General features: G+C 68.0%; 23 protein-coding genes. 11 read left to right on the top strand and 12 right to left on the bottom strand.

Translation table 11 applies throughout. The annotated features are described in order from the left end of the window. Nucleotides 1–4 precede the first annotated feature (4 nt). The gene (locus tag BPODLACK_RS05850) at nucleotides 5–673 is read right to left on the bottom strand and encodes a ComF family protein (protein WP_024497765.1); all 669 of its coding nucleotides are present in this window, start codon (nucleotides 671–673) and stop codon (nucleotides 5–7) included. Between the two features lie 384 nt (nucleotides 674–1,057). Between BPODLACK_RS05850 and hpf the strand changes: the two genes are divergently transcribed. From hpf to BPODLACK_RS05805, 9 genes are all read left to right on the top strand, one after another. Beyond that, on the top strand, nucleotides 1,058–1,879 hold the full coding sequence (gene hpf / locus BPODLACK_RS05845) for a ribosome hibernation-promoting factor, HPF/YfiA family (RefSeq protein ID WP_024497766.1): 822 nt from the start codon (nucleotides 1,058–1,060) through the stop codon (nucleotides 1,877–1,879). A 177-nt stretch (nucleotides 1,880–2,056) separates the two neighbouring features. Further along, on the top strand, nucleotides 2,057–4,876 hold the full coding sequence (gene secA / locus BPODLACK_RS05840) for a preprotein translocase subunit SecA (RefSeq protein WP_159404888.1): 2,820 nt from the start codon (nucleotides 2,057–2,059) through the stop codon (nucleotides 4,874–4,876). A gap of 187 nt (nucleotides 4,877–5,063) precedes the next feature. Continuing rightward, nucleotides 5,064–5,534, top strand: coding sequence for an Rv3235 family protein (locus tag BPODLACK_RS05835; protein ID WP_236577612.1), 471 nt, complete (start codon nucleotides 5,064–5,066; stop codon nucleotides 5,532–5,534). Between the two features lie 48 nt (nucleotides 5,535–5,582). Continuing rightward, the gene (locus BPODLACK_RS05830; protein ID WP_159404887.1) at nucleotides 5,583–7,058 is read left to right on the top strand and encodes a wax ester/triacylglycerol synthase domain-containing protein; all 1,476 of its coding nucleotides are present in this window, start codon (nucleotides 5,583–5,585) and stop codon (nucleotides 7,056–7,058) included. A 77-nt stretch (nucleotides 7,059–7,135) separates the two neighbouring features. Beyond that, nucleotides 7,136–7,702, top strand: a complete 567-nt coding sequence (locus BPODLACK_RS05825) for a DUF6912 family protein (protein WP_143932558.1) — start codon at nucleotides 7,136–7,138, stop codon at nucleotides 7,700–7,702. A 91-nt stretch (nucleotides 7,703–7,793) separates the two neighbouring features. Next, complete coding sequence (locus BPODLACK_RS05820) at nucleotides 7,794–8,909, top strand: ferredoxin reductase (RefSeq protein ID WP_159404886.1); 1,116 nt, start codon at nucleotides 7,794–7,796, stop codon at nucleotides 8,907–8,909. A gap of 121 nt (nucleotides 8,910–9,030) precedes the next feature. Then, nucleotides 9,031–10,149 (top strand): GNAT family N-acetyltransferase, encoded by a 1,119-nt coding sequence (locus tag BPODLACK_RS05815; RefSeq protein WP_159404885.1) that lies wholly within the window; start codon nucleotides 9,031–9,033, stop codon nucleotides 10,147–10,149. A gap of 250 nt (nucleotides 10,150–10,399) precedes the next feature. Further along, the gene (locus BPODLACK_RS05810) at nucleotides 10,400–11,728 is read left to right on the top strand and encodes a fatty acid desaturase family protein (RefSeq protein WP_006360146.1); all 1,329 of its coding nucleotides are present in this window, start codon (nucleotides 10,400–10,402) and stop codon (nucleotides 11,726–11,728) included. A 69-nt stretch (nucleotides 11,729–11,797) separates the two neighbouring features. Then, nucleotides 11,798–12,994 (top strand): fatty acid desaturase family protein, encoded by a 1,197-nt coding sequence (locus BPODLACK_RS05805; protein WP_035755064.1) that lies wholly within the window; start codon nucleotides 11,798–11,800, stop codon nucleotides 12,992–12,994. Here the strand turns inward: BPODLACK_RS05805 and rsgA are convergent. Genes rsgA through BPODLACK_RS05785 form a run of 4 tightly spaced genes read right to left on the bottom strand, consistent with a single transcriptional unit; the run spans nucleotide 12,948 to nucleotide 15,925 of the window. Then, the gene (rsgA, locus tag BPODLACK_RS05800) at nucleotides 12,948–13,991 is read right to left on the bottom strand and encodes a ribosome small subunit-dependent GTPase A (RefSeq protein ID WP_159404983.1); all 1,044 of its coding nucleotides are present in this window, start codon (nucleotides 13,989–13,991) and stop codon (nucleotides 12,948–12,950) included. The genes BPODLACK_RS05805 and rsgA overlap by 47 nt on opposite strands. Then, nucleotides 13,988–15,253 (bottom strand): 3-phosphoshikimate 1-carboxyvinyltransferase, encoded by a 1,266-nt coding sequence (aroA, locus tag BPODLACK_RS05795; protein WP_006360143.1) that lies wholly within the window; start codon nucleotides 15,251–15,253, stop codon nucleotides 13,988–13,990. Before aroA ends, rsgA begins: the two co-directional genes overlap by 4 nt. Before the next feature lie 57 nt (nucleotides 15,254–15,310). After that, complete coding sequence (locus tag BPODLACK_RS05790) at nucleotides 15,311–15,694, bottom strand: VOC family protein (protein ID WP_006360142.1); 384 nt, start codon at nucleotides 15,692–15,694, stop codon at nucleotides 15,311–15,313. Next, nucleotides 15,695–15,925 carry a hypothetical protein gene (locus BPODLACK_RS05785; protein ID WP_006360141.1) on the bottom strand — a complete coding sequence of 77 codons (231 nt, stop codon included), beginning with the start codon at nucleotides 15,923–15,925 and terminating at the stop codon, nucleotides 15,695–15,697. Between the two features lie 184 nt (nucleotides 15,926–16,109). Between BPODLACK_RS05785 and BPODLACK_RS05780 the strand changes: the two genes are divergently transcribed. Both BPODLACK_RS05780 and BPODLACK_RS05775 read left to right on the top strand, forming a co-directional pair. After that, nucleotides 16,110–16,481, top strand: a complete 372-nt coding sequence (locus BPODLACK_RS05780; protein ID WP_035755066.1) for a cupin domain-containing protein — start codon at nucleotides 16,110–16,112, stop codon at nucleotides 16,479–16,481. Between the two features lie 196 nt (nucleotides 16,482–16,677). Next, the gene (locus BPODLACK_RS05775) at nucleotides 16,678–17,166 is read left to right on the top strand and encodes an NUDIX domain-containing protein (protein ID WP_035755067.1); all 489 of its coding nucleotides are present in this window, start codon (nucleotides 16,678–16,680) and stop codon (nucleotides 17,164–17,166) included. A gap of 138 nt (nucleotides 17,167–17,304) precedes the next feature. Here BPODLACK_RS05775 and BPODLACK_RS05770 read toward each other — a convergent pair whose 3' ends face one another. From BPODLACK_RS05770 to BPODLACK_RS05740, 7 genes are all read right to left on the bottom strand, one after another. Next, on the bottom strand, nucleotides 17,305–17,922 hold the full coding sequence (locus BPODLACK_RS05770; RefSeq protein ID WP_035755070.1) for a TetR/AcrR family transcriptional regulator: 618 nt from the start codon (nucleotides 17,920–17,922) through the stop codon (nucleotides 17,305–17,307). Between the two features lie 22 nt (nucleotides 17,923–17,944). After that, nucleotides 17,945–19,792, bottom strand: a complete 1,848-nt coding sequence (locus BPODLACK_RS05765) for a hydroxysqualene dehydroxylase (RefSeq protein ID WP_159404884.1) — start codon at nucleotides 19,790–19,792, stop codon at nucleotides 17,945–17,947. A 138-nt stretch (nucleotides 19,793–19,930) separates the two neighbouring features. After that, nucleotides 19,931–21,469: a PH domain-containing protein gene (locus BPODLACK_RS05760; RefSeq protein ID WP_006360136.1), complete on the bottom strand. Its 1,539-nt coding sequence runs from the start codon at nucleotides 21,467–21,469 to the stop codon at nucleotides 19,931–19,933. Next, a complete protein-coding gene (locus tag BPODLACK_RS05755; RefSeq protein ID WP_006360135.1) occupies nucleotides 21,456–21,974 on the bottom strand; it encodes a PH domain-containing protein in 519 nt (172 codons plus the stop codon). The genes BPODLACK_RS05760 and BPODLACK_RS05755 overlap by 14 nt, the downstream gene beginning before the upstream one ends. 53 nt (nucleotides 21,975–22,027) lie before the next feature. Then, nucleotides 22,028–22,789: an SDR family NAD(P)-dependent oxidoreductase gene (locus tag BPODLACK_RS05750; RefSeq protein WP_159404883.1), complete on the bottom strand. Its 762-nt coding sequence runs from the start codon at nucleotides 22,787–22,789 to the stop codon at nucleotides 22,028–22,030. A 69-nt stretch (nucleotides 22,790–22,858) separates the two neighbouring features. Beyond that, nucleotides 22,859–24,637 carry an acyl-CoA dehydrogenase gene (locus tag BPODLACK_RS05745; protein ID WP_042377362.1) on the bottom strand — a complete coding sequence of 593 codons (1,779 nt, stop codon included), beginning with the start codon at nucleotides 24,635–24,637 and terminating at the stop codon, nucleotides 22,859–22,861. A 329-nt stretch (nucleotides 24,638–24,966) separates the two neighbouring features. Beyond that, a complete protein-coding gene (locus BPODLACK_RS05740; RefSeq protein WP_042377361.1) occupies nucleotides 24,967–26,760 on the bottom strand; it encodes a sigma-54-dependent Fis family transcriptional regulator in 1,794 nt (597 codons plus the stop codon). Between the last annotated feature and the right edge of the window lie 52 nt (nucleotides 26,761–26,812).

The raw sequence follows: 26,812 nt of genomic DNA, 5'->3' as shown, positions 1-26,812 counted from the left end.
CTCCCTAGGCGGCGGCCAGCACCACGACCGCCGCGACCCCGACGCCGGCCGCACGCAGTACGCGCACCGACTCGGCCGCGGTGGCACCCGTGGTGATGACGTCGTCGATCAGTAGTGCCGCGGCACCGTGCGGTGGAGACGGACCGGCGCGCAGACGGACCGCGCCCGCGAGATTGCGGGCACGCGCCCGGGCGTCGAGTCCGGCGGAGTCGCGAGCGGTCGCCGACGTCACCAACAGCGGCGTCACGACGACCCGGGACCCCAGAAGAGGTGCGGCGTGTTCGGCGATCGCGGTCACCCGGTCGCCGCCGCGACGCCGGGCGCTCATCCGGCGGGTCGGTGCGGGGATCAATGTCAGGCGATCCGCGTCGGGCATCTCGCCCCAGCCGGCCAGGACCCGCACGGCGTGGGCGAGTGCGGCGCCCAGCGGTGGGATCAGATCACGTCGATCGTGTTCCTTGACCGCGATGATCCCCTGCCGGTGCGGACCCCGGTAGCGCCCGAGAGCCCACACCGGAACACCCGGCTCGATGCGCGGCCGGGCGGCGACGGGAACGTCGTGCCACGCCTTGTCGCAGCGTCGGCACCACGGCGTCCCCGGCCGCCCGCACCCGCCGCACACCACGGGAAGAACCAGATCTGCCGCCGCGGCCGGCACCTGTCGCCAGGTCATGTCCCGACCCTAGGTCCGGTCGTGCTCCGACCCGGTGGCGTCGCGCCGGCTGTGGACGGATCGGCCTGTTGGACGGCGTGGGCCGAGACCTTGGGATCACCGTGCCGGGGCCTTCGTACCCCACTTGTCCCGACTCCGCCGACGCGGCAGGCCAAAACGTGGCCGATACCCGAACTTGCGACTACGGTCGTGGGTACATCGGGTTGCCGGGAGGACAACAAGCTCCCCGCGCCGGTAACGACCGGTTTTCAGGAGGTGGTGCCCCTGCCGTTGAGTGTCAGCTGTCAGTTGGCATGGACTAATCCTCGACGTCGACCAAATCATCAGTGCGACAACAGATCACGATGTATCAGGCGCGCCGGGAACAATTCAGGAGGTAGTTGAATGTCCAACGTCATCCACCGCAGAGGCCAGCGCGAACCCAAACTCGCAGAGCAGAGGCCGACCGTGGAGGAGGGCCTCGAGCCCGACCACCAACCCGCCCAAACCGACTCCGACGACCAGGAGTTCGCGTTCGTCCGCCCACCGGGAACGGTGGAGTCCGACGAACCCGCCGAGCCCATCGCCAAGATCGTGTTCAGCGGCCGGAACGTCGAAATACCCGACCACTACCGCATCTACGTCGGCGACAAGCTCGCCCGCCTCGAGCGATTCGATCCGACGATCTTCCAATTCGACGTCGAGCTGTACCACGAACGCAACCGGAGACAGTCCAAGGCCTGTCAGCAGGTCGAGATCACCGCGAAGGGCAAGGGTCCGATCGTCCGTGCGCAGGCCTGCGGCGAGAACTTCTACGCCGCACTCGAGCGGTCCCTGGACAAGCTCGAATCCCGCCTGCGCCGAGTCAAGGACCGGCGCCGTGTGCACCACGGCAACCGCCGTCCGCTGTCGGTGGCCGAGGCCACCGAGATCGGGGCGCCGCCGTTGCGGGACAACCAATTGTCCGTGGACGGGCTCGTCGGTGAGCCCGGGAACGCCCCGGCCGGCGCCACGGCGTCCGATCATGACGACGTGGACGAGTACACGCCCGGTCAGATCGTCCGCGTGAAGGAACACACCGCGGTACCGATGACCGTCGACGACGCGCTCTACGAGATGGAGCTCGTCGGGCACGATTTCTTCCTGTTCCACGACAAGGAGACCGACAAGCCGTCGGTGGTGTACCGCAGGCATGCGTTCGACTACGGCCTCATCCGCCTGACCTGAACGCCGCTGAGCCGCCCTTCCGGTGAGCCGCCGACGAATCCGAAGGGATGAAGTCTTCGGCCAACGTGCCGGTCGATCAGGGTCTGCTCAGCTCACCTCGCTACCATGGGATCCGGTCTGTGCGTTCGCACGGGCCGGATTCCGTGTGTTTTCTACAGGTGAGGGACTCGATCCACGGTGCTGAACAAGCTGTTGCGTGTCGGCGAAGGCCGCATGGTCAAGCGACTCGACGCGATCGCGTCGCACGTCGAGGCGCTGTCCGACGAGTTCGAGGCGCTCTCCGACGCCGAACTGCGAGCCAAGACAGACGAGTTCAAGAAACGTATCGCCGATGGTGAAACGCTCGACGAACTGCTGCCCGAGGCCTTCGCGACGGCCCGCGAGGCGGCCTGGCGCGTACTCGACCAGAAGCACTTCCACGTGCAGATCATGGGCGGCGCGGCGCTGCACTACGGCAACATCGCCGAGATGAAGACGGGTGAGGGCAAGACCCTTACCTGTGTGCTCCCGGCATACCTCAACGCGCTCTCCGGTGAGGGCGTCCACGTCGTCACCGTCAACGACTACCTCGCCAAGCGCGACTCGGAGTGGATGGGACGCGTCCACCGCTTCCTCGGCCTCGAGACCGCGGTGATCCTCACCGGCATGTCCTCGGCCGCGCGCCGCGAGGCCTACGCCGCCGACATCACCTACGGCACCAACAACGAGTTCGGCTTCGACTACCTGCGCGACAACATGGCGCACTCGCTCGCCGACCTCGTCCAGCGCGGCCACGCCTACGCGATCGTCGACGAGGTCGACTCGATTCTCATCGACGAGGCCCGCACCCCGCTGATCATCTCGGGCCCCGCCGAGGGGTCGAGCAAGTGGTACACCGAGTTCGCGCGCATCGCGCCGCTGCTCGAGAAGGACGTCCACTACGAGGTCGACATCAAGAAGAAGACGATCGGCGTGCACGAGGCCGGCGTCGAGTTCGTCGAGGACCGTCTCGGCATCGACAACCTCTACGAGGCCGCCAACTCGCCCCTGGTCAGCTACCTGAACAACGCCATCAAGGTCAAGGAGCTGTTCCAGCGTGACAAGGACTACATCGTCCGCAACGGCGACGTCCTGATCGTCGACGAGTTCACCGGTCGTGTGCTCGACGGCCGCCGTTTCAACGAGGGTCTGCACCAGGCGATCGAGGCCAAGGAAGGAGTCGAGATCAAGGCCGAGAACCAGACCCTCGCCACGATCACCCTGCAGAACTACTTCCGCCTCTACGACAAGCTGTCGGGCATGACCGGCACCGCCGAGACCGAGGCCGCCGAGTTCGACCAGATCTACAAGCTCGGTGTGCTGCCGATCCCGACCAACCGGCCGATGGTCCGCAAGGACCAGGGCGACCTGATCTACAAGACCGAGGAGGCGAAGTTCGCCGCGGTCGTCGACGACATCGTCGAGCGCCACCAGATCGGCCAACCGGTGCTGATCGGTACCACCAGCGTCGAGCGCTCGGAGTACCTGTCCCGACAGCTGAAGAAGCGCGAGATCCCGCACAGCGTCCTGAACGCAAAGTTTCATGAGCAGGAAGCCCAGATCATCGCCGAGGCGGGTCGCCTCGGCGCGGTCACGGTGGCCACCAACATGGCCGGTCGCGGTACCGACGTGGTGCTCGGCGGCAACCCGGACATCATCGCCGACACCCGCCTGCGCAAGGCCGGACTCGACCCCGTGAACACCCCGGACGAGTACGAGGCCGCCTGGGACGAGGCCATCCAGGTCGCGCGCACCAAGGCCGCCGAGGAGGCCGAGGCCGTCCGCAAGGCCGGCGGCCTGTACGTGCTCGGCACCGAGCGGCACGAATCCCGCCGAATCGACAACCAGCTGCGCGGCCGTTCCGGTCGTCAGGGCGATCCGGGTGAGTCGCGGTTCTACCTGTCCGTCGCCGACGAACTGATGCGCCGCTTCAACGGCGGTGCGCTCGAGGCGATCATGAGCCGTCTGCCCGACGACGTGCCGATCGAGGCCAAGATGGTCACCAAGGCCATCCGCAGCGCTCAGACCCAGGTCGAGCAGCAGAACTTCGAGATGCGCAAGAACGTCCTCAAGTACGACGAGGTCATGAACGAGCAGCGCAAGATCATCTACGCCGAGCGTCGTCAGATCCTCGAGGGCGAGGATCACCACGAGCAGGTCAAGCAGATGATCGACGACGTGGTCAGCGCGTACGTCGAGGGTGCGACCGCCGAGGGTTACGCCGAGGACTGGGATCTCGACGAGCTGTGGACCGCACTGCGCACCCTGTACCCGATCGAACTCGACCCCAAGGGGGTCGTGGGCGAGACGGAATACGGTGAGCGCGACGACATCTCGGCCGAAGAGCTGCGCGAGACCCTCGTCGCCGACGCGAAGGCCGCCTACGACAAGCGCGAGAAGGCGATCGACGAGATCGCGGGTGAGGGCGCCATGCGCCAGCTCGAACGCAGCGTCCTGCTGAGCGTCCTCGATCGCAAGTGGCGCGACCACCTGTACGAGATGGACTACCTGCGCGAGGGTATCCACCTGCGTTCGATGGCGCAGCGCGATCCGGTGGTCGAGTACCAGCGCGAGGGTTTCGACATGTTCAACGGCATGCTCGAGGGCCTCAAGGAGGAAGCGCTCGGCATCCTGTTCAATGCTCAGGTCCAGACCGAGCAGCCGGCTCCGCAACCGCCGCTGCCCACCGCCGCCGATCTCCGTGCCGCGGTCGGTGCGGGTGCACCCGCACCCGCGCCGGCGGCTGACGCCGGTTCGCAGGTCCCCGCAGCCCTGCGTGGCTCCGGGGCCTCCAACGGCGAAGTGCCGATGACGTTCTCCGGCCCCGATGAGGGTGGCGGCACGGTCGTCCACTCCGAAGAGGAGGAACTGGCCGGTACCGCCGACTCGGCCAGTCGGCGTGAGCGACGCGCGGCCGCGCGGGCGAACACGAAGGGCAGCCGTCCGAAGCCGCCGAAGGCCAAGAAACAGCGTCGCTGAAAAAATTCGGGAGAAAGCGGAACCCGACAGGGAGTGGCTGCGTCCAATCCCCATGAAGACACTCACCTCCGCTCCTCCTGTCGGTACACGGACGCCGCGGGTCCGGGTACTGCCCGCCCCGACGTATGAGCCGGCCGGGCCCGGTGCGATGGGTGCCGGGGCGGTCGGTTCCGGGACGGTAAGCGCGGTGTTCCCTCGGCCGCGCCCCGGTGCGGGACCATCGCGCAAGACCCTGGCTGCCGCGGTGGAGGCCAGGCGATTCACGGTGGCCACGTCGCGACTCCTCTTCGAGGTCTTCGACCGTCGGAGGGGGATAGCTCATCTCGGTGACTCTGTGTCGCCGTCGATCGCCGATCAGGTGGCCGCGCTGGTTCGTCACGACGCCTTCCGGGTGGCCGAAACCACCGGTCCCCCCGGGGGGCCATCCGCTCGCGGTACGGTCCTCCAGCGTGTGCACGTCCAGCTGTGCGACACCAGTGCGGCCGAGGTGTTCGGCTCCTATCTCAGCGGTGGGCGCGTCCGGGCCTTTGCCGGGCGCGTGGAGCGCAAACCGTGCCGTGTGCGTGGGAGCGATCCACGCCCCGGCGGCGCCGGTGCGCGAACCGGTCTCGGTCGGGTCGAATACCGCTGGCAGCTCGTGGCGCTCGAGTTCTGTTGACCCCGTCGAGTCCGGCCCCGACGCAGCTGGACGGCTAGGATCGGCGGCGTGGTGAACCGTTTGTCGCCGCGCGACGCGATGTACTACTTCCTCGACGATTCCCGGTCGACGACGCATCTCGGGGCGTTGCTGGTCGTGGACCCCTGTGTCGGCGAGGGGAAGAAGTCCGGCGACCCGACGCCCGGGGAGAACGGGGCCCTGGCCGCGTCCCCTCGACCCGCGCTCGACTACCAGTCGCTGGTGTCGTTGGTCGAGAACCGGCTCCAGCTGGCGCCCCGGTATCGGCAGGTGGTCCGTGAGGTCACGCTCGGACTGGCCCGCCCGGTGTGGGTCGACGACCGGGATTTCGACATCAACTTCCATATCCGGCGCTCGGGGTTACCGCGGCCCGGTGGGCCCGCGGATCTCGCCGAGCTCATATCCCGGGTGATGTCCCGGCCGCTGGATCGCACCAGGCCGCTGTGGGAGATGTACCTGATCGAGGGCCTGGCCGATGGCCGGCTCGCGATCCTCACCAAGTCGCACCGGTGTCTGATCGATGGTCCGGACCACCCGGAGATCAGCGAGGTCATCTGCGACCCCACCGTCGAGCCGGAGGAGCTGCCCGAGGAGCTGTGGATGCCCGGCTCGCCGCCGGGGTCGGCGAACCTGGTCGTGGGTGCACTCGCAGAGGCGATGGCGCGTCCCGGCGACCTCGTCGAGACCGTGGTGCACGGCAACGGCCTGGTCTCCGAGGTGCGGTCGGTGGTCGGCCGGACCGTCCGCCGGGCCGGTGACGTCGTCGGCCAGCTCACCGACCACGCGCCGCGCAGCCCGCTCAACAACACGGGCACGACGACCCGCACGTTCACCACGGCGTCGGTCCCTCGCCGCGATTGCGCGAAGATCGCCGACCACCACAACTGCACCGTCAACGACGTGGAACTCGCCATCATCTCGGGTGTGGTGCGCCGGTGGATGCTGTCGGTCGATCCGGCGGCCGTGCCGGCCGACACCGTCCGCGTGGTGATCCCGCTGTCGCCGCGAGACCCCGGGGTGGAGGTCGAGGCGGAGGCGGAACCGGGCTGGATCAACGTCGGCAAACCGAGTTTCGTGACGGACCTGCCTGTCGGGGAGTCGAATCCGACGGTGCGTCTCGCCCAGGTCGCCGGCCTCGCCGAGCGCTATGCGCAGTCGTCGCGGCGGATGAGCACCGGGCCGAGCCCACTGTTCCCGGAGCTCGGCGTCGTGCCCTTCGCCGACTTCAGCTCGCGCGCGTTCCGGTCGCTCGACAGCCGCGGGTACAACGTCCCGGTGGCGATGAGCACCGCCCCGGTTGCCGACCGGTTCGTGCTCGGCGTGCCGGTCCGCGAGATCTTCTACATCCCGGTTCTCGTCTCGCAGAGGGCACTTGCGGTGAGCATCGTCGAATACGGCGACCGGTTGCAGTTCTCGTTCATGGCCGACCGCGGCGTCATCCCCGACCTGCCCGTGCTGGCGGACTACGTCACCGAGTCCTTCGAGGAGTTGCTGACCACCGACTGAGTCGGGGGCGCGGCTAAGGTGAGCGGGTACCGCAATCGGACCGCGTTGAGCGGTCGTCGTATGAGAGCGATGGTCGAATGAGGGTCTACCTGCCGGCGACGTTGGCAATGCTGATGCAGCTCAACTCCGAAGGCGAGTTCCGGCCGATCGGCGGCACCGGGTTCGCGTTGACCCCGGCATTGCGCGAGGCGTTCGTCTCGGGCGACGACGAGGAGCTCTCGGAGGTGGCGATGCGGGAGGCTGCCCGGGCGTCGCTGCGTCTTCTCGCCGGGGAGGCGCCGGAATCCGGCGACGCCGAGGCCGAGCGCGATCTCGCCGCGGACGAGGCGGTGACGAAGCCGGGCGTCACCCCGTCGCTGCCGCCGCGTCGCGTGGTCGTCGCCGCCGACGTCGAGGATGTGAAACTGCGTCCCGATCTCGACGATGCGGTGGTCAAGGTCGGCGGGACGATCCCGCTCTCGGCGGTCGCCTCGGTCCACGTCGACGTGAAGGAGGCGGAGGACAAGGTGCGTGCCGCGGTGGTCGTCATCGATGCCGCCGACATGGGTGACCTGGACGCCGAACTGGCTGTCGGCGACATCGAGGACTTCGACCTCGCCTGGTACGCCACCCAGGAGCTGCCGTTCCTGCTGGAACTGCTCTGAGACCGGTCGACTCCTCGATGGCGCTAACCTACGGTTGCGTAGGTTAGAGTGTCAGGCGCAGTGTTCGGAGACGTCGAAGGCGGTGTGTGAGTTGGGTCTGCTCGAGCGATTCGAAGAACCGGTGGTCGGGGTCGCGGCGCGTAGCCGCGGTGCGCAGTGGGTTCGTGCGGCGGTCACCCGCATCACGACGCCGTTGCTCCCCGACGACTACCTGCATCTCGCCAACCCGCTGTGGTCGGCCCGTGAGCTGCGGGGCAAGGTCATCTCGGTGAGGGGGGAGACCGAGGACACCGCAACGATCCGGATCCGTCCGGGCTGGGGGTTCTCGTTCGACTACGCGCCCGGCCAGTATGTCGGCATCGGTGTGCTCATGGACGGCCGTTGGACGTGGCGTTCGTACTCGCTCACCTCGACCCCTGATGCGTCGGCGAACGACAAGACCATCGCCATCACCGTGAAGGCGATGCCCGAGGGCTTCCTGTCGACCCACCTCGTGAACGGCCTGACGCCGGGCACCGTCGTGCGTCTTGCCGCACCGCGCGGCGAGTTCGTCCTGCCCGACCCGTTGCCCGCGAAGATCCTGTTCGCGACGGCCGGCAGCGGCCTCACGCCGATCATCTCGATGCTGCGGACCGTCCGGCAGCGCAAGCAGAGCACCGACATCCGCCTCATCCACTCGACGCCCACCGAGGCCGAGCTGCTCTTCGCCGACGAACTGCAGGCGATGGCGGCCTCCGGCCTCATCGACCTCCACGTCCAGTACACCCGCAGCGCGGGCAAGGTCACCCCGGAGGTGCTGCCGTCCCTGTGTGAGGACTGGCGCGAACGCCAGACCTGGGCCTGCGGACCGGCAGGATTCCTCGACGGCCTGCATCGTCTCTACTCCGATGACGACCTGACCGACCATCTCCACATCGAACGTTTCGCCCTCGAACGCGGTGTGGTCGGTGCACAGGGCGGCACGGTCACGTTCAAGCGGTCGGGCAAGACAGCCGAGGTCGACGGCGCGACCACCCTCCTCGAGGCCGGTGAGGCCGCGGGTGAGATCATGCCGTTCGGCTGCCGGATGGGGATCTGCCAAAGCTGTGTGGTGATGCTCGACAAGGGTTGCGTGCGCGATCTGCGCTCCGGTGTCGAGCACGTCGAGGGCGAACGCATCCAGACGTGCATCAGTGCGGCCGCGGGCGACTGCACGCTGGACGTCTGACCACCTTCTTCGCTCTTGACCCGGCGCCGCCCCGGGAACTGCCGGTACGCTCGAAAACGTGCTTGGTCACAGTGATGGATCCCGTCCTGTTCGGCGTCCGGTTCGGCGCGAGGGCTGACCGGTGAAAGCCGCGGTCCCGGTTCCCGAGAACGTCCCCGTCCTCACCGACGGCGGGGTGACGCTGCGGCCTCATGAGCCCCGAGATCTCGATCGCATGGTCGAGCTCGCGGCCGACCAGGCCATGATGCGGTGGACACCCATCCCGGCGCCCTACAGTCGCGCCGCCGCCGAGAGATTCGCCCTCGACTACGCACCCAGATCCTGGGCGGACGGCACCCGCATGCTGTGGGCCGTCGAGTTCGACGGCAGGTTCGTCGGCACCGTCGACCTCGCCGGGGAGGGCCCGCTCAGCAGGCTCAGTTACGACCTCCATCCCGACGCCCGCGGCTGGGGCGTGATGAAACGCGCCGTCCTGCTCGCGGTCGACTATGCCTTCACCGAGGCCGGCAAGGAGGTCGTCCGCTGGACGACGGTCGCCGGCAACATCGACGCGTTGCGCGTCGCGCACTCCTGCGGATTCCGGCTCGACGCCGCGGTCCCGGACGGGGTCGAGGTCCGCGGCCACATCCGTGACGCGTGGGTCGGCTCGCTGCGAGCAGACGACGCACGGGAGCCGCAGACCGAGTGGCGCACCGACGTCTTCGAGACCGAGCGGTTCCGCCTCCGGCCCCTCGCGGAGCACGACGACCCACGCATCCGCGAGACCCTCGACGACCCGACCTCCCGCAAGTACCTCTTCGCGCGGCCCGACCCGCTGGAGCTCGAACACGCGGCGGCCGAACGTCTGCGCAAGTGGTGGACCGCTGCGCAGGGCGTCACCTGCACATGGGCCGTCGCCGACCTCGAGACCGACGACTACCTGGGCGACATCACCCTCCTGCACATCGACGAGGTCACCGGCGCCGAGGCCGGCTTCTACACCCATCCCGAAGCGCGCGGGAAAGGCGTGCTGGCAGAAGCGTTTCCGGCGTCCGTGCGATATGCGTTCGAGAAGTTCGGTTTCCGGCGGCTGACGCTGTTCGCCGCCGACAGCAACGAGGGCAGCAAGAAGCTCGCCCGCGCAGCCGGTTTCCGCGAGGTCAGCAGGCAGAAGCTCGCCGCCCGCTCCGACGGTGTCTTCGAGGATCTCATCGGCTTCGAGCTGTTCATCGACGACTACCGTGAGGCCGCGGACAGCTGATCCCGCCGGTTTCCGCCGGTTGAGCCCACCCTGCCGGTCGAGCCCACCCTGCCGGTTGAGCCTGTCGACCCCCCGCGCAAAAAACCGTGCCGTCAGGGCGGCTCACCGCTGGACACACCCGCGCCCCGTAACCTACGCTTGCGTAAGTTACGGAAACGTAAGGGTCGGAAGATCCGGCGTGAGCCGGTCGGTGTAGAGGTCGTCGTCGACCCCCACCGAGACCCATCCCACCTGCGAAGGGACCACACGTATGGCGATCACGGACATCCCCGAATACGCACACCTGTCCGAGGCGGACGTCGAGGCACTCGGCGCCGAGCTCGATGCGATCCGCGCGGAGGTCGAGGCCAGCCGGGGTGAACGTGACGCCCGCTATCTCCGCAACACCATTCGCTTCCAGCGTGGCCTCGAGCTCGCCGGACGCGCACTGCTCTTCGGCTCCACCAAGAAGTCGCTCTGGTGGGCCGGCGCTGGTGCGCTCGGCGTGGCGAAGATCGTCGAGAACATGGAGCTCGGGCACAACGTGATGCACGGGCAGTGGGACTGGATGAACGATCCCGAGGTGCACAGCTCGACGTGGGAGTGGGACAACACCGACCCGTCGGCGCACTGGAAGCACACCCACAACTACATCCATCACAAGTACACGAACGTGCTGGGCATGGATGACGACGTGGGCTACGGCCTGCTGCGCGTCACCCGCGACCAGCGCTGGCGTCCGTTCAACTACGGCAACCTCGTCTACAACACGATCCTCGCGCTGGCGTTCCAGTACGGCGTCGCCGTGCAGCACCTCGAGCTGGGCAAGAAGCGACGGACGCCGGAGGAACGGGAACAGTACAAGCGCGACGTCGCCGACGTGCTGTCGAAGATCGGCAAGCAGGTCGCCAAGGACTACCTCGCCTACCCGGCGCTGGTCAGTGCGACCACCGGGCACAAGGTCGGCTACGTCAACGCCTACCGCAAGGCGGCCACCGCGACCGCGCTCGGCAACGTCATCCGCAACGTGTGGAGCAACGCCGTCATCTTCTGCGGGCACTTCCCCGACGGTGCGGAGAAGTTCACCAAGCAGGACATCGACAGCGAGTCCCAGGCCGAGTGGTACCTGCGCCAGATGCTGGGCAGCGCCAACTTCGACTCCGGTTTCGTTCTCGCGTTCATGAGCGGCAACTTGTCGTACCAAATCGAGCATCACATCTTCCCGGACCTGCCGAGCAACCGGTACGCCGAGATCGCGGTGAAGGTGCGCGCGCTGTGCGACAAGTACGACCTGCCCTACACCTCGGGTCCGTTCCCGGTGCAGTACGCCAAGACGTGGCGGACCATCGCCAAGCTGTCGCTGCCGGACAAGTACCTCAAGGCGACCGCCGACGACGCGCCGGAGACCGCGTCGGAGCGCCGCTTCAAGCAGGGGCTGCCCGAGGGTGCCCGGCTGCGGGCCACCATCGACGAGCAGACCGGTACCCGTCGCGGACTGCGCTCGGCCATCGCCGGGCTGCGTGAGCGTCGTCGCGCCGGTCGCGGACGTGCCGTGGTGACGCCGCTGCGTGCGACGCGTGACGACGAGGCCGCCGCCTGATCGGCGATGGCGGGTGGTCGGACCCCGCGCCGGGGCAGGGAATCGAAAAGGTCGGCATAATGGGGCTCAATGGCCATCACTGACATCAATGAGTACGCGCATCTGACCGACGCCGACGTGGAGGCGCTGGGTGCCGAACTCGACACCCTTCGCCGCGAGATCGAGGCGGATCGGGGGATGCGTGACGTCAAGTACCTGCGACGCACGATCCTGGCGCACCGCGCGCTCGAGGTGACCGGACGCGTCGCGCTGCTCGGCAGCCGCTCGCGGCCGCTCTGGCTGCTCGGTACCGGCGCGCTCGCTCTCTCGAAGATCATCGAGAACATGGAGCTCGGGCACAACGTGATGCACGGGCAGTGGGACTGGATGAACGACCCGGAGGTCCACTCGACCACCTGGGAATGGGACATGGTGTGCGCCTCGCCGCACTGGAAGCATTCCCACAACTACATCCATCACAAGTACACCAACGTTCTCGACATGGACCACGACGTCGGTTACAAGACGTTGCGCGTCACCCGGGACGATCCGTGGCAGCCCAAGCTGCTTCTGCAGCCGCTGACCAACGTCGTGCTCGCGGCGCTGTTCGAGTGGGGGATCGGTCTGCACGACCTGGATCTGAAGGACGTCATCTCGGGTGCCAAGCCCAAGGAGATCGCGAGACCGCAGCTCAAGTTGTTCGCCCGTAAGGTCGGCAAGCAGATCGTGAAGGATTACGTGTTGTTCCCGGCGTTGTCCGGTCCGAACTTCACACACACGCTGACGGCGAACCTCACCGCGAACCTGATCCGCAACCTGTGGGCCTATGTGGTGATCTTCTGTGGCCACTTCCCGGACGGGGCAGAGAAGTTCACTGCGGACATCCTCGAGAACGAGACACAGGGGCAGTGGTATCTGCGGCAGATGCTCGGGACGGCGAATTTCGACGCCGGGCCGGCGATGGCCTTCCTCAGCGGTAACCTCTGCTACCAGATCGAGCATCATCTCTATCCGGATCTGCCGAGCAACCGCTACGCCGAGATCGCCGTTCGGGTCCGAGCGCTGTGCGACAAGTACGACCTGCCCTACACCACGGGTCCGCTTGCGGTGCAGTACTTCCAGACGCTGCGCACGATCAACAAGCTGTCGCTGCCCGATCGGTTCCTCCGTGCGACCTCCGACGATGCGCCGGAGACGGCGTCGGAGAAGCGCTTTGCCGGGATGCCGCGGGCAACCGGCCTCAAGGCCGCGATTCGGGAGCTTCGGGCGCGGCGTCGTCGGCGCTGAGTCCGCCGCCGACCGCGACGAGTAGGTGTCGCACGGCCATCGCGCGACGGTAGGAGTGTCCACCGAGTCCGTCGAGTTTGCACTCCGGATCTGCCGGCGGGCCGAGATGTGTACAGCCCCTGGGGCATTCGGCGATGGCATCCTGGAGATCGTCGAAGGCGGCAACGATGTCGTCGGCTCCGACGTGGGCGAGTCCGAACGACCGGATTCCGGGGGTGTCGACGACCCAACCGCGCGGGACGCTGTCGCCGGGTAGCGGCAAGGCGACCGACTGGGTCGAGGTGTGCCGCCCCTTACCCACCCCGGACACCACGCCGGTTGCTCGATAGGCATCGGGCACAAGACGATTGACGAGCGTCGACTTGCCGACACCGGAGTGTCCGATGAACGCGGTGATACGGCCCTGCAGCGTCGCGAGGATCTCGTCGAGCGGATCGTCGCGCCCGGCCCGGATGACGGGAAGTTCGAGGTCGGCGAAGGCGGCGGTGAACTCGGTCGGGTCGGCGAGGTCGGATTTCGTCAGGCACAGGATGGGGGACAGGCCGCCGACGTAGGCCGCCGCCAGCGCGCGTTCGACGAATCCGGTACGGGGTGGCGGGTCGGCCATTGCGGTGACGATCAGCAACTGGTCGGCGTTGGCGACCACGATCCGTTCGTACGGGTCCGAGTCATCGGCGGTGCGGCGCAACACACTTCGACGCTCGGCGACACGCACGATCCGCGCCAGGGTGTCGGGCTTTCCGGAGAGATCACCGACCACCGACACGTCGTCACCGACGACGATGGGGGTCCGGCCCAGCTCTCGCGCGCGCATCGTCACGACGCGACGGTCAGGATCGCCGCCGAGGACGACACCCCAGCGGCCGCGATCGACTGACACGACCATGCCCTGCTCGGCGTCGTCGTGGGACGGGCGGGTCTTGGTGCGAGGACGGGTGCCCTTGCCGGGACGAACCCTCACATCGGATTCGTCGTAACTCGCCGCCCGGCGGCTCAATGGTGCCCGATCATCTGCTGCCACATACCGGGGAAGTCGGGCAGCGTCTTGCTCGTCGTCTCGATGTCGTCGACCACGACGCCGGGGGTCACGAGTCCGATGATGGCGCCGGCAGTGGCCATGCGGTGATCGGCGTAGGACTCCCAGGTCCCGCCGTGCAGGCTCGTCCCGGTGATCCGGAGACCGTCCTCGGTCTGGGCGCAGGTCCCTCCGAGCCGGGTGATCTCGGCGGTGAGGGCCGCCAGCCGGTCGGTCTCGTGACCGCGCAGGTGGGCGATACCGCTCAGCTCGGATTCGCCGTCGGCAAGAGCGCACAGGGCGGCGATGGTCGGCGTCAGCTCACCGATGTCGCGCAGGTCGAGGTTCACACCCTTCAGCACGGCGGGGCCGCGGACGGTCAGCGTGCCGTCGAGGTGCTCGACGGTGCATCCCATCGCGGCCAGGACGTCGGCGATGCGGGCGCCGGGCTGCGTGGTGACCGCCGGCCAGTACGGCACGCGGACCTCTCCGCCGGTCACCGCGGCGGCGGCCAGGAACGCGGCCGCATTCGACAGGTCGGGTTCGACGGTCCAGTCGACGGCCCGGATCGGACCGGGCGACACGCGCCAGACATCGGGTTCGGAGGTGTCGACCTCGACGCCGGCGGTCGCCAGCATCTCGACGGTCATGTCGATGTGCGGCGTCGACGGGACGGGCGGTCCGACGTGGCGGATGACCAGCCCTTCGTCAAACCGGGCCGCCGACAACAGCAGACCCGAGACGAACTGCGAAGACCCCGACGCGTCGATGGTGACCTCGCCACCGCGCACCCGCCCGGTGCCGTCGATGGTGAAGGGCAGGCGATCTCCCTCGATCGCCACCCCGAGCCCGCGTAGGGCGTCGAGGATCGTGGTCTGCGGCCGCACGCGGGCCTGCGGGTCGCCGTCGAAGCGCACCGGGCCGGCGGCCAGCGCGCCGAGCGGCGGCAGGAACCGCATCACCGTTCCGGCGAGACCGCAGTCGATGTCGGCGCCATGAAGCGGCCCGGGGGTCAGGGAGACGGTGGTCTCCGCAGCGGGGTCGATGCGCACCTGCACACCGAGTGCCTCCAGAGCGCCCAGCATGAGGTTGGTGTCGCGGCTGCGGAGGGTTCCGCGGACGGTCGACGGGCCGTCGGCGAGCGCGGCGAGGACCAGCGCGCGGTTGGTGATGGACTTGGAACCGGGCAGCTCGACGGTTGCGTTCAGGCCGCTCGCGCAGGTGGGCGCGTTCCAGGAACTCATGCGATCCAGTTTGTCATGCCCGGTCCTGCCGGTTTCATCACCGCCGACGCCCTCCGGCTAGCGGGTGTCCTTGCGCAGCGGGTGATCGTCGGGGATCTCCACGACGATGATCCGGCGTCCGTCGGGGTCGTCGGCATGCATCTCGATCAAGCCCCACGGTTCGGTGCGCGGCCCGCGTGTGACGCTCACCCCACGGTCGCGGAACTGCTTCTCGGTGGCCTCGGCGTCGCGCACCTGCAGCCAGAGCGCCGCGTTGCTCGACGGGTCCGGCGCGTCGGTCTTCATGTGCGAGGAGATCTCGATGAGCCCGTTACCGGCGAAGAACACGATGCCGCCGGGGTACTCGCGGTGAACCGGTAGGCCCAGCTGCTCACGGTAGAAGGCCTGCAGGCGTTCGGGGTCGGGCGAGAGCAGCAGCACCCGGCTGGACAAGACCTCCATCTATTGCCCCTCGGTGCTTCCGTCGGAGCCGCCCACCGCGTGGCCGCGGTTGTGGTCGGCGTGGCCGGCGGCCTCGTATGCCGCACGTTCACGGACCAGCCGGTCGGTCTCGCCGATCGGGGTCGAATCGCCGAAGGCGAAGGCCGACGCGTGCGGCCATTCGTGCGGCACGTCGGGGTCGACGATGCGGTCGTCGGGAGCCGATTCCTCGGGGTCGAGTCTGGAGGCCATGCGTACAACGATATGCCGATTCCGGCGAGGTCGGGGCGGTGTCCGGTCTCCGTCCCGGCGTGTCTCGGACGCGGCGCCCCGCATGCCCTCACCAGCGCCGGATCGTGCGCCGACCGCGACCGAACCGCAAGCTCGGGTTCGTAGCGTCAGAGGTGCCCGTCGATGTCGACCCGTAGGAGGAATCATGACCGGCACCGAACATCGCACCGAACACCGCGACTTCGCCGAACCCGACGAGGTCCGCACCTTCGGCCACGGCCGGATGAGCGTGCTCAACGTCGGGGATTCCGAGATCGGTCGACTGGAGTTGCAGCCCGGCTGGCGATGGTCGGTCGACGTCAAACCGGTCGCCGGCACCGAACTCTGCGAGGCCCCGCATTTCCAGTACCACGTGGCCGGAACGCTGCACATCGTGATGGCCGACGGCACCGAGTTCGATGCCGGGCCCGGACAGATCACGTCACTGCCGTCCGGCCACGACGCGTGGGTGGTCGGCGACGAGCCGGTGGTCACCGTCGACTTCTACGGGGCGAGCAACTATGCCAAGCCTCATTGACGGTCATGCCTGACGAGGTGTTCCACACTGCTGGTCTCCACGGAGCCTCGACGCGGTCTTCCATGTCCTGGCGGGTCCGGCCCTGGTGGGCGCGGTTCTGACGCTTCTGGTTCCCGACATCCGGGAACGTCGGCTCGCCGGGTCACGAACCGCGGCGTGACAACCCGCCGTCGGTGTTTGGCGCGAAGATGTATCGGTGACCGTTTCCAAGACTCGACGCAGCGCGGGGGTCCTGCTGTTCCGGCGCGCTGATTCGGGCGGCGTCGAACTCCTCCTCGCTCATCCCGGCGGCCCGATCTGGGCCCGCAAGCCCGACGAGGGGTCATGGTCGATTCCGAAGGGTCTGCTCGACGCCGACGAGTCGGAGTGGGATGCGGCGCGACGCGAGTACCTCGAGGAGATCGGCAGCCCGGTGCCCGACGGCCCGCACATCGACCTCGGCGAGGTGAAACTCAAGAGCGGGAAGACCGTGATCGGGTTCGCGGTCGAAGGCGATCTCGACGTGACGACCGTCGTCAGCAACGCCTTCGAGATGGCGTGGCCGCCGCGGTCGGGCCGCATGCAGTCGTTCCCGGAGATCGACCGCGCCGAGTGGTTCGACCCCGAGACCGCGAAGAGGAAGCTCAACCCCGCGCAGGCGGTGTTTGTCGACCGGTTGCTCGACGCCCTCCCGACCGGCGGCTGAGTAGCCGAAGTGCTTGCGAGTCGACCTTCCCGCGTGACTGATTCCTTCCCGCTCGCCGGCTGGCGCCCGCGGGAAGGAGACGATGCCGCGGGACGGAAACGATTGAGCGGGAACAGGTAGGCGGGGGTGGCCCCCGCCTCAGCCCTCCATCAGGTAGATCCGCGTCAGGTCCTTCCACAGCCGCAGGTGCGGATCGGTGGCGGGGTCGCGGCGATCGATCAGGTAGGTCGTCGCTGCACCGCGCATGCTCGTGAACAGGATCGGGTAGAGGTCGGCATACCGCGGCGACGACGTCAGGTCCGGTCCGAGGAAACCGGCGACCGCCTCGCGTACGGTCTTGCCGATCTCGCGTTCGGTCGGCAGCAGCGCGGTGCGCAGGTTCTCGTTGGTGCGGGCGGCGACCCACAGTTCCATCGATGCCACGAAGTACGGCTGATGGAACGTCGACCATCCGACGTCGGTGGCCAGCGAGATGCGGGCGATCGGGTCGTCGGGCCAATCCACGCGGCTGGGCAGCTCTTCGATTCGTGTCTTGGCCAGATGCCCGACCGCCGCCATCAGCAACGCATCACGCGACGGATAGTGGTGCAGCAGCCGCCCGCGGCTCACCCCGGCCTCATTCTGGATGGCGACGGTGCTGGCACCGGAGTAGCCGCGATCGACGAGCACGCGGATCGCCGCGTCGAGGATGCGGGTGCGTGTCACGCCGGATCGTTGCTGGACGGCGGGACGCGCGGCACCGGGGGAGGTGGTCACCTCCGGATCCTAGATCGACTGCTCACACGTCGAGGATGTGTGGGAGACCGGCTCGATAACGGTCACGGTCGATCTGCTTGAGAGGATCGAGCATCGGCAGCTCCCACAGCGGGAACAGCGTCGCGTCCTGCGCGGGACTGTCGGCCGCGGCGATGATCGCGTTGGTCACCCGCCGGCCGGATTCGTTGGCGCCCTCCATCGTGGCGAGGTCGATGTTGCTGCGGACGTGGTCGCCGCCGATGAACAGGTTCGGGATCTTCGTGTGGGCGTTCGGACGGTGCGCGTACGACCCGGCGGTGTTGACCATCAGTGGAGTCGCGTTGCCGATGGTCGGCGACCACGTGATCCCCGGATCCAGCGACCACGTCACGATGTCCGCGGAGCGCAGGATCTTCCGTCCGCCGGCGTTCATGGCCCGGCTCATCTGCGCCCACACCTCTCGGGCGATCTCCTGTTCGGTGCACTGCTTGGCAGGCTTGCCGTACAGGATCCCGGGCTTCTCCCACTCCGAGATGTCAATGGACAAGCAATCTTTCACACGACCGTCGCCGTACTTGCGGGAGAAGTCGACCTTCCACGGTGGTGCCTGGTACAGGCCGGTCAGCGCCCACGGGGTTCCAAGCGCCGCGATGTGGCCGGGCGGCAACTCCGACCGCCGGGACAGGAAGTATTGGATACCCACCATCCAGTCGTCCTGGAGTCGATGGATACCAGCGAGTGTCGGGTCGGCGGAGACCAACTGCGGTGACAGCAGCGACTTGAGCCGGTCGATCGGCATGGCCGCTACGTACCAGTCGGATTCGACGGTCGTGCCGGTGGTCAATCGGGCGCCGGTGATGCGGCCGCGGGCGACGTCCAGCTGCGCCAGGCCCGCCCCCATCACGAAGCGGACGCCTCGACTCCGCAGATGGGCGACCCACGGGTCGATCCACGCATGGTTGGTGGGCCGGTTGAGGATTCGGTCGACGTCGCCGATCACCAGACCGGACTGGTACTGGGGTATCAGGCCGCTGGCGGCGGTGGTCAGCGCCAGGCCGATCTGCCCGATGGTGCGCGCCGACGCAGAGTCGGGTTTCGCGGCCACCAGGGCACGGGTCAGGGCGCCCACGAGGTACCGCTGATAGGCTCGCGACTTGCCCTTCGCCTTCACGAACTGCATCCAGGACTGGTTCTCCCACTGTCCGATCCGACGCTCGGTGCAGCTCGTCGCGATCACCAGTTCACGTGAGACGAAGTAGGCGAGTTCGGTCAGCGGGACGTCGACGACGAACTTCAGCCCGGTCATCATCGCGTTGCGCAGGTTCTCCAGGGTGACGATCTCCGGCGCGTGGTCGACGAGACCCAGCAGCGATGCCGGTGCCGTCGTCGGGGCGTAACCGGATTCGTCGAAAGCGATGGTCGCCGATTCGACGCTGATCAGGTGTTGGTCGCGGACGTTGCTGCGGCCCACCGGGATTCGTTCCATCATCTCCGGCACGTGCTGATAGCAGCTGGGGAAGAAGCGGAAACCGTGCTCGCCGGGCAGGGCCAGACGACCTCCGCTCGCGGTGCCGGGTACATCGTGGCTGCGGGCCTTGCCGCCGAGGTATGCGGGTTCGTAGACGGTCACCGCGAAGCCGCGCTCGACGAGCTCGTGCGCCGCGGCGAGTCCGGACATCCCGCCGCCGAAGACGGCGACGTCGCGACCACGACCACGCCCGCTGCGCGGTACCGCTCCTGCCGACGGTACGTGGGCGTGGGGGAGTGCTGTTGCGGTACCGGCGAGGACGGCCGCGGCCGCCGATCCCCGCAGAACCGTGCGGCGGGAGAAGCCCTCTCGGGCTGCCCCGCCACCGGAAGTGCTCGCCGGGAATTGCTGGTCATCCGACATTGTCCGACCCTCCATCGACCCCAGAACAGTCAGTGCTGACTCATCTGGTTGTGATGTCTACCACAGGCCGCAACGGCGTCGGACGGATTTGGGAAAACGTCTCAGTCGATCGTCCCAGTTGCCTCCGCGGGCGCCGGATCAGGATCGGAGGAACGGCGCCACCCAGTCGGGTGTCACGTCGGCGGTGATCGCCGCGGCGGTCGCCTCGTCGACGTCGACGAGCGAATAGTGCTCGGAACCGGCGGCGGTCGCGAGGATCAGCGTGCAGACCCCGGTCCGGCGCTGGAAGACCGACGACCTGCTCGCCCAGCCGATGACCCCATCGCGGTCGACGACGATCCGCTGCCGGGCGACCGTCGGGGGTGCGATGACGACCGAACGGGTGGTGAGGCGGTGGCCGAGGTGTCGGGCCCGGACGACGGCGAGGCCGATCGAACCCGCGAGCGCAAGCACCCCCACCGCGATCCAGGGGACGGGGATCGCACCGGCGGCGACCGCGATCGAGATCCCGGCGAGGATCACCAGACCCGCGAGGAAGCCCCGGTTGAGGCGTCGGATGAAGGCGACGCGGCCGTGTCCGGTCAGCCCGGCGGTGAGTTCGGAGCGTTCGTGGGTGACCAGGTCGGCCACCCGCATCGCCTCGGAGATCGGTGCCGGCGGCAGCAGCAGCGGATGCTTGGTCGCCCCGGTCGCGATCGCCTGCAGACGAGCGCCCTTCAGTGGGCGCATCAGGATCGGCTCGGTCAGATGGCTACCCCGGATGCGCTTCTCGTCGAAGCTGATTGCGTTGGTGGTCAGCAGTCCGCGTTCGGTGCGCAGCGTGCCGTCGGGATGCCGGGTGAGCCGGAAGTCCCAGTAGCTCAGGACGTATCCGACCACCGACAGGACGGAGCCGACGAGGATCACCGCCACCACGGCCACGGCGATGACGAGTGCGAGCGGGATCGACCGCACGGTGTCCAAGGCGTCGCGCGCGAGTCCGACCCCCTCGTCGAACATGCCTGCGTCGTTGGCGATCTGGACGCCGATGCCGACGACCGCCGCGGCGATCGCGAGACCGCCCATCGAGAACGGGGAGTACCGCAGCCAGGCGTTCTGGAAGCTGGTCAGCACCTCGGGTGCCGCCGACGGTGTTTCCGGAGCGAGATGCTCATCCGATGCTGCTGCGGCAGAACGGGTACCCGCCGTCGGCATCAGGTCGTCGTGCAGGGCCCGTGCTTCGGGGAGGGTGACGGCGCGGAGTTTGACCTGCGACGCCTGTTCGTCGCCGCCGGTGCCGATGGTGACCTTCTGCAGGTTCAGCACGCGGTGGACGAGGGACGCGGTGAGGTCGACGCTGCGGATGCGGTCACGCCGGGCGGTGGCGACCTTCTTGGTGATCAGCCCGCTCCGGACCCGGACGTGTTCCGCGGTCACCTGATAGAAGGTGGTCAACCACGGCACCACCGTCACCAGCGGCACGAGCACGACGGTGGCGATCAGGGTCAACAGGGGCGCGCTTCGGCCGGCGAAGACAAGTGCGATGAGGACGGGGATCAGCGAGGGGAGTGATTCGACGACGGTCACCGCCATCATCCACGGAGACTGTCGATGCCACTCGTCCGGCGCATCGATGTGCAGACCCGACGCAGGGGTGGGCGGCGGCACGACGCCGGGCTGCGGCTCAGGTTGCGTCATCGGTGAACGCCTGGGTGCGAATGGTCAGGTCGGACGCGGTTGCGCGCGCCAGTTCGGCGTCGAGGCCCTCGATGTGGATCGTGCCCGCCGACGACGCCGTGGTCACCGTGAGCTTGCCCAGCTTCAGCAGCTGCTCGAGAGGTCCGGCCTCGGTGTCGACGACCTGGATGCGCGCGATCGGGATGATCACCCGGTGCCGGACGAACCAGCCCGACTGGGCGTACACCGCATCCTCGCTGACCTCCCAGCGGTGAAAACGGTACCGCCACAACGGGACCACGGTCGTGTAGAACACGGTCAGCAGGGCCAGGGCGATCGCGGCGAGCGTTGCACCCCACCGTGCGTCGGGGACGACGACCGCGACCACGATGGCCGCGATGGTGGCCGGCACACCCAGGATCAGCGGACCGACGCGCCACAGGGTCTTGGCACGCGGATCGACCTGGTTGACCGGCTCACGCAGGGTGGGATGCAGCGGATTGTCGGGAGCGGGTGCGGATTCCATTGCGACCAGTCTAGGGCCGCCCCGCCGCCGACCGCGGCAATCGCGTGCCGCTTCTAGGTGATCGTGACGCCACCGTCGACCGCGAGGGTCTGGCCGGTGACGTAGCCGGCGGCCGCCGACGACAGCCAGATCGCGGTGGCGGCGAGCTCTTCGCCGTGGCCGGTGCGGCCCAGGACGACCCGCGGCATCTGCGAGTCGAGGTAGCCGGGCTGGTAGGTGTCGGTCATCTCGCTCTCGAAGAAGCCGGGCGCGATGGCGTTGACCCGGATGCCCTTGCGGGCGCCCCACTGCTGGGCGAGGTCCCGGGTGAGGCCGATGACGCCGGCCTTGCTCGCGGCGTAGGCCGCCTGCGGCAACCCGGCGGTGGTGATGCCGAGGATCGACGAGATGTTGACGATCGCACTTCCCGGCTGCATCACCCGGCCGCACGACTGCGCCATCCAGTAGGAACCGTTGAGGTTGACGTCGATGACGTCCCGGAACTGCTCGGGGGTCTCACGGGTGGCGGGGTAGGCGGTGCCGGTCCCGGCGTTGTTGATGAGGACGTCGACCTTGCCGAAGGTCTCCATCGCCGCATCGACGACGCGCTGGCAATGCTCGGGGTCGGAGACGTCGGCGGGGACGACAAGAGCCTTGCGGCCCAGCGCTTCCACGGCGGCAGCGGTGTCGGCGAGCTTCTCCGCTCGACGCGCGGCGAGCACCACGTCGGCGCCGGCCTCGGCGAAGCCGCGGGCGAAGGAGACACCGAGTCCCGACGAAGCGCCGGTAACGATGACCACCTTGCCGGTGGTGTCGAACAGATCCATCACGGACATCGTTGTCTCCCTTGCGTGTTTCTCCGGTGACGCGGCGCAGAGGCGCCGCGCCGTGATCGGCGGGTGTGGTCAGAACCAGGACGGTTCGACGTCGAGGGTGGTGCGGTCGAGCGCGGTGAGGAGGTCGAGCTGCGGACCGGTCTTCGGTAGTTCATACCGGAAGAAGTACTGCGCTGCAGCGCGTTTGCCGTCATAGAAGTCGCCGGTCCGGCCGTCCGCGGCGAGGAGTTGTTCGAGCCACATCCAGGCGATGACGATGTGGCCGGTGGCCTCGAGGTAGAGCGTGGCGTTGGCGAGCGCGAGCTTCGGGTCGCCCGACGACCAGATGTGTGCGGTCACTTTGACGAGCCGGTCGACGATCGACTGCAGGGTCTCGGCGTATCCGGCGGCGGCCGGCACCTCGAGTGCACGTGCGACGGTCGCGCCGATGGTCTCGGCGAGCAGTGCCAGACCGGCACCGCCCTGCATGATCACCTTGCGGCCCAGCAGGTCTAGGCCGTGGATGCCATGTGCCCCTTCGTGGATGGGGTTGAGGCGGTTGTCGCGGTAGTACTGCTCGACGTCGAACTCACGGGTGTATCCGTACCCGCCGTGGACCTGGATCGCCAGGCTGTTGGCCTCCAGGCACCACTGCGACGGCCAGCTCTTGGCGATCGGGGTCAACACCTCGAGCAGCAGCTCGATGCGGGCGCGTTCCTCGGCGTCGGCGGTCGTCGCGGCCTGGTCGACGAGAACGCTGCAGTACAGCTCGAAGGCGAGCGCGCCCTCGACGTAGGACTTCTGGGCCAGCAGCATCCGCCGGACGTCGGCGTGCTCGATGATCGGCACCGGCTTCGAGGACGGATCCTTCTGGTCGACGGGGCGTCCCTGCGTGCGCACCTTCGCATACTCCAGCGACGCCTGGTACCCGGCGTAACCCAGTGCGGTGGCGAGGAATCCGACGCCGATGCGTGCCTCGTTCATCATGTGGAACATGTAGGAGAGGCCGCGGTGCTCCTCGCCGACCAGATATCCCACCGCGCCGGGGGTCGTGTCGGGGGAGAAGGTGCCGTCGCCGAAGTTGAGCAGCGTGTTGGTGGTCGCGCGGTTGCCCATCTTGTGGTTGAGGCCGACCAGGGCGACGTCGTTGCGGGTGCCGTCCGGCAGGAACTTCGGCACGATGAACAGCGAGATCCCCCTGACGCCGGGACCGCCACCGGGCGCTTTGGCCAGCACGAGATGCACGATGTTCTCGGTCAGTTCGTGGTCGCCGGCCGAGATCCACATCTTGGTCCCGGTGATCCGGTAGGTACCGTCGCCGGCCGGTTCGGCCTTGGTGGTGATGTCGGCCAGCGACGACCCGGCTTGCGGTTCGGACAGGCACATCGTCCCGGCGAAGCGGCCTTCGACGAGCGGGCGGACCCAGGTGTTGCGTTGTTCGGGGGTCGCGTACTCGGCCAGCAGGTTGGCGTTGCCGACCGTGAGGAAGTTGTAGGACGACATGGCCGCGTTCGCCGCCTGGAACCACACCGCGGACGCTTGCCGGATGACGGTCGGCAGCTGCATGCCGCCGAGTTCCTCGTCGAAGGAGGCGGCGATGAGGCCGGCCTTGCGGAACTCGGCGAGGCCCGACACCACCGCGTCGGGGAGGACGACCTTGCCGTCGTCGCCGATGTAGGGCTCGTTGGCGTCGCCGATCTTGTTGGCCGGGGCGAAGCATTTCATCGCGATGTCGGCGCTGAGCTCGAGGACGGCGTCGAAGGTGTCGCGCGAGTGCGCCGCGAAACGGTCTCGGGAGGTCAGGGCCTCGACGTCAAGCCATTCGTACAGCAGGAACTCGAGGTCCCGCCGGGACATGGGTGTGGCCATCGCACTTCCTCGTGATCGGACCGCCGTTGTGGTGCCGTTCAGGGGCACCCGTTCATCATGCATCTACCGATCGTCCGCTCGGTATCCGACCCTATTTGGAGGGGCCGCTTTTAACCATCGCTCGACGGTTGTTACGAGTATCACACCTTGTCACTTCTCCTTGTAAAGGTGTGTGGCCCGTGATGGACTACTGACGATTCACGATCGTGAATAACTTCGGTTATGGCGTGAAGATGCAGGTCACGGGGACGGTGCCATTCGGCGGGGGTGGCATCGTCCCGACCTGCCCGCCGCCGATCCCGACCGCCGATCCCCGGTGCCGGCGCCGACTACACGTCGATGCCGAACTCCTTGATCTTTCGATAGATCGTCGCCCGGGAGATGCCGAGTGCATGGGCCGCCGCGACCTTGTTCCGACCGTTCTCCTCCAGGCTCCGCACGATCGCATCCCGTTCGAGCGCCTCGATGCGGGTGAGGGTGTGCCGGCTCTGTGCGCGATAGGTCGGCGGCAGATGCTGCGCCGTGATCGTCCCCGACCGATGGTGGATGACCACGTCCCGTAGCGCCTGCCGGAGTTCTGCGACGTTGCCCGGCCAGGTGTACTTGCTCAGCTGCCGCATGGCGTCCGGCGCGACCTCGAGTTCCCGTCCGCGCGTGAGTTGCAGGAGGATGGCCGGCACCAGCACCTGAAGGTCCTCGATGCGATGGCGCAGTGGCGGTACCTCGATGGTGTGCGAGAAGAAGGGGAGCAGGGTGACGCCCAGGGTGGGTGTCGCGTCGCCGGCGCTGAGGGTCATCCCCAGCCAGCCCGCGTGCTCGCGTCCCTGCATCACCTCGGCGACGTCGAACAGCATGTCGTCGTCGAACTCGTCGGCATCGCGCAGGATGATCGCGAAGCCGTCCGTGTCGAGCTCCGCGGCGAAGCTGTCGAGGGTGTCGGTGTCCTGGAAGTCTGCGGCGGCGTACACGCGAATCGTCCCGTGCCGGCATTGTCCCGCCGCTGCGCGGAGAACCGCCGACCGCCCCGAACCCCGTTCGCCCGACACCGCGATCCAGTGGCCGGCACCCACGTGCTGGGCGATGCGGTCGCTCGCCTGCCGCCACGATGAGCTGCGGCCGACGATCCCGGGCAGCATTGAGGCCGTCGAGGGTCGGCGCTGGGGTGAGGTGGCGGTGGCCGAATCCATCAGGTGCACATGGAAAACCGCGATGCCGGCCGCTGCGTCAGAGAACTCGACGACCGGCGCGAGTCGTACCGAGCGGCCGCTGGGCAGCGTGTTCACCCGCCGCCCCGCGGCGACATCAAGGGTCTGGTCGACGGCGTGCTCGAGCATCGACACCTGATCCTGCGGGTCGATGCTCTGCCGAAGACGTCGGTTCATCAGCACGACGTCGGCGGCGATGGCGAGGACCATCATCTGGGGTGCGCGCCGACAGGTCGCGAGATAGGCCGAGAGGAGCCGGGATTCGCTTTCGCTGGCGTTCGCGAGCATCTGCTGTTCGATCTGCACGGTCGCCGACTTGGCCAGGGACAGCAGCAGGGAACCGCCCTTCTCCACCCACCCGGTGAGGTCGAGGGCCCCGACGACGCCGCCGGAGAACGGGTTTCGGATAGGTACCCCGGCGCAACTGAGCTGGGCGAGGCATCCCGCATAGTGTTCGGCACCGGTGACGAGGGTGGCCTGCCGGGTTTCGAGGGCGGTGCCGATCCCGTTGGTGCCGGCGTGCTCTTCGCTGTAGCTGTAACCGGGTGCGAGTGACACCGCGTCGAGCTGGCCGAGGAGTTCGCCGCTGCCGGCGGCACGGGACAGCACCACACCGTCCGGCGAGGTGAGGATGATGCTCACCGGTTCCGACGAGAGGTCGGTGGCGAGCTGGTCCAGCACCGGCCGGGCCGCGGTCATCAGCGGACTGTCGGTGTTCGGCTCGCGGACGAACGGGAGTTCCAGCCGGTCTGTCTGCACCTTGAACGAGCGCGAACGGCGCCACGAGGTCGAGATCGCATCTCGAACGGCACCGGTCAGGCGATCGTCGACGACACCGTCTTCGCTGAGGAATCGCTCGCGCGCCCGTGCTACGTGGGCGACGGGTTCACGAGACTGGTCTGTTGGCTTGGGCTTCACCGGGACCGCAACTCCCTACTGTGATGTAGGTCTCATTCCAAGGCAGTGTAGC

Origin of the sequence: Gordonia sp. YY1 (genome assembly GCF_009872315.1) — a bacterium.
GTDB lineage: Bacteria > Actinomycetota > Actinomycetes > Mycobacteriales > Mycobacteriaceae > Gordonia > Gordonia amicalis.
The sequence above is the reverse complement of the archived record's forward strand: the minus strand, read 5'-3'. Positions and strand labels throughout refer to the sequence as shown.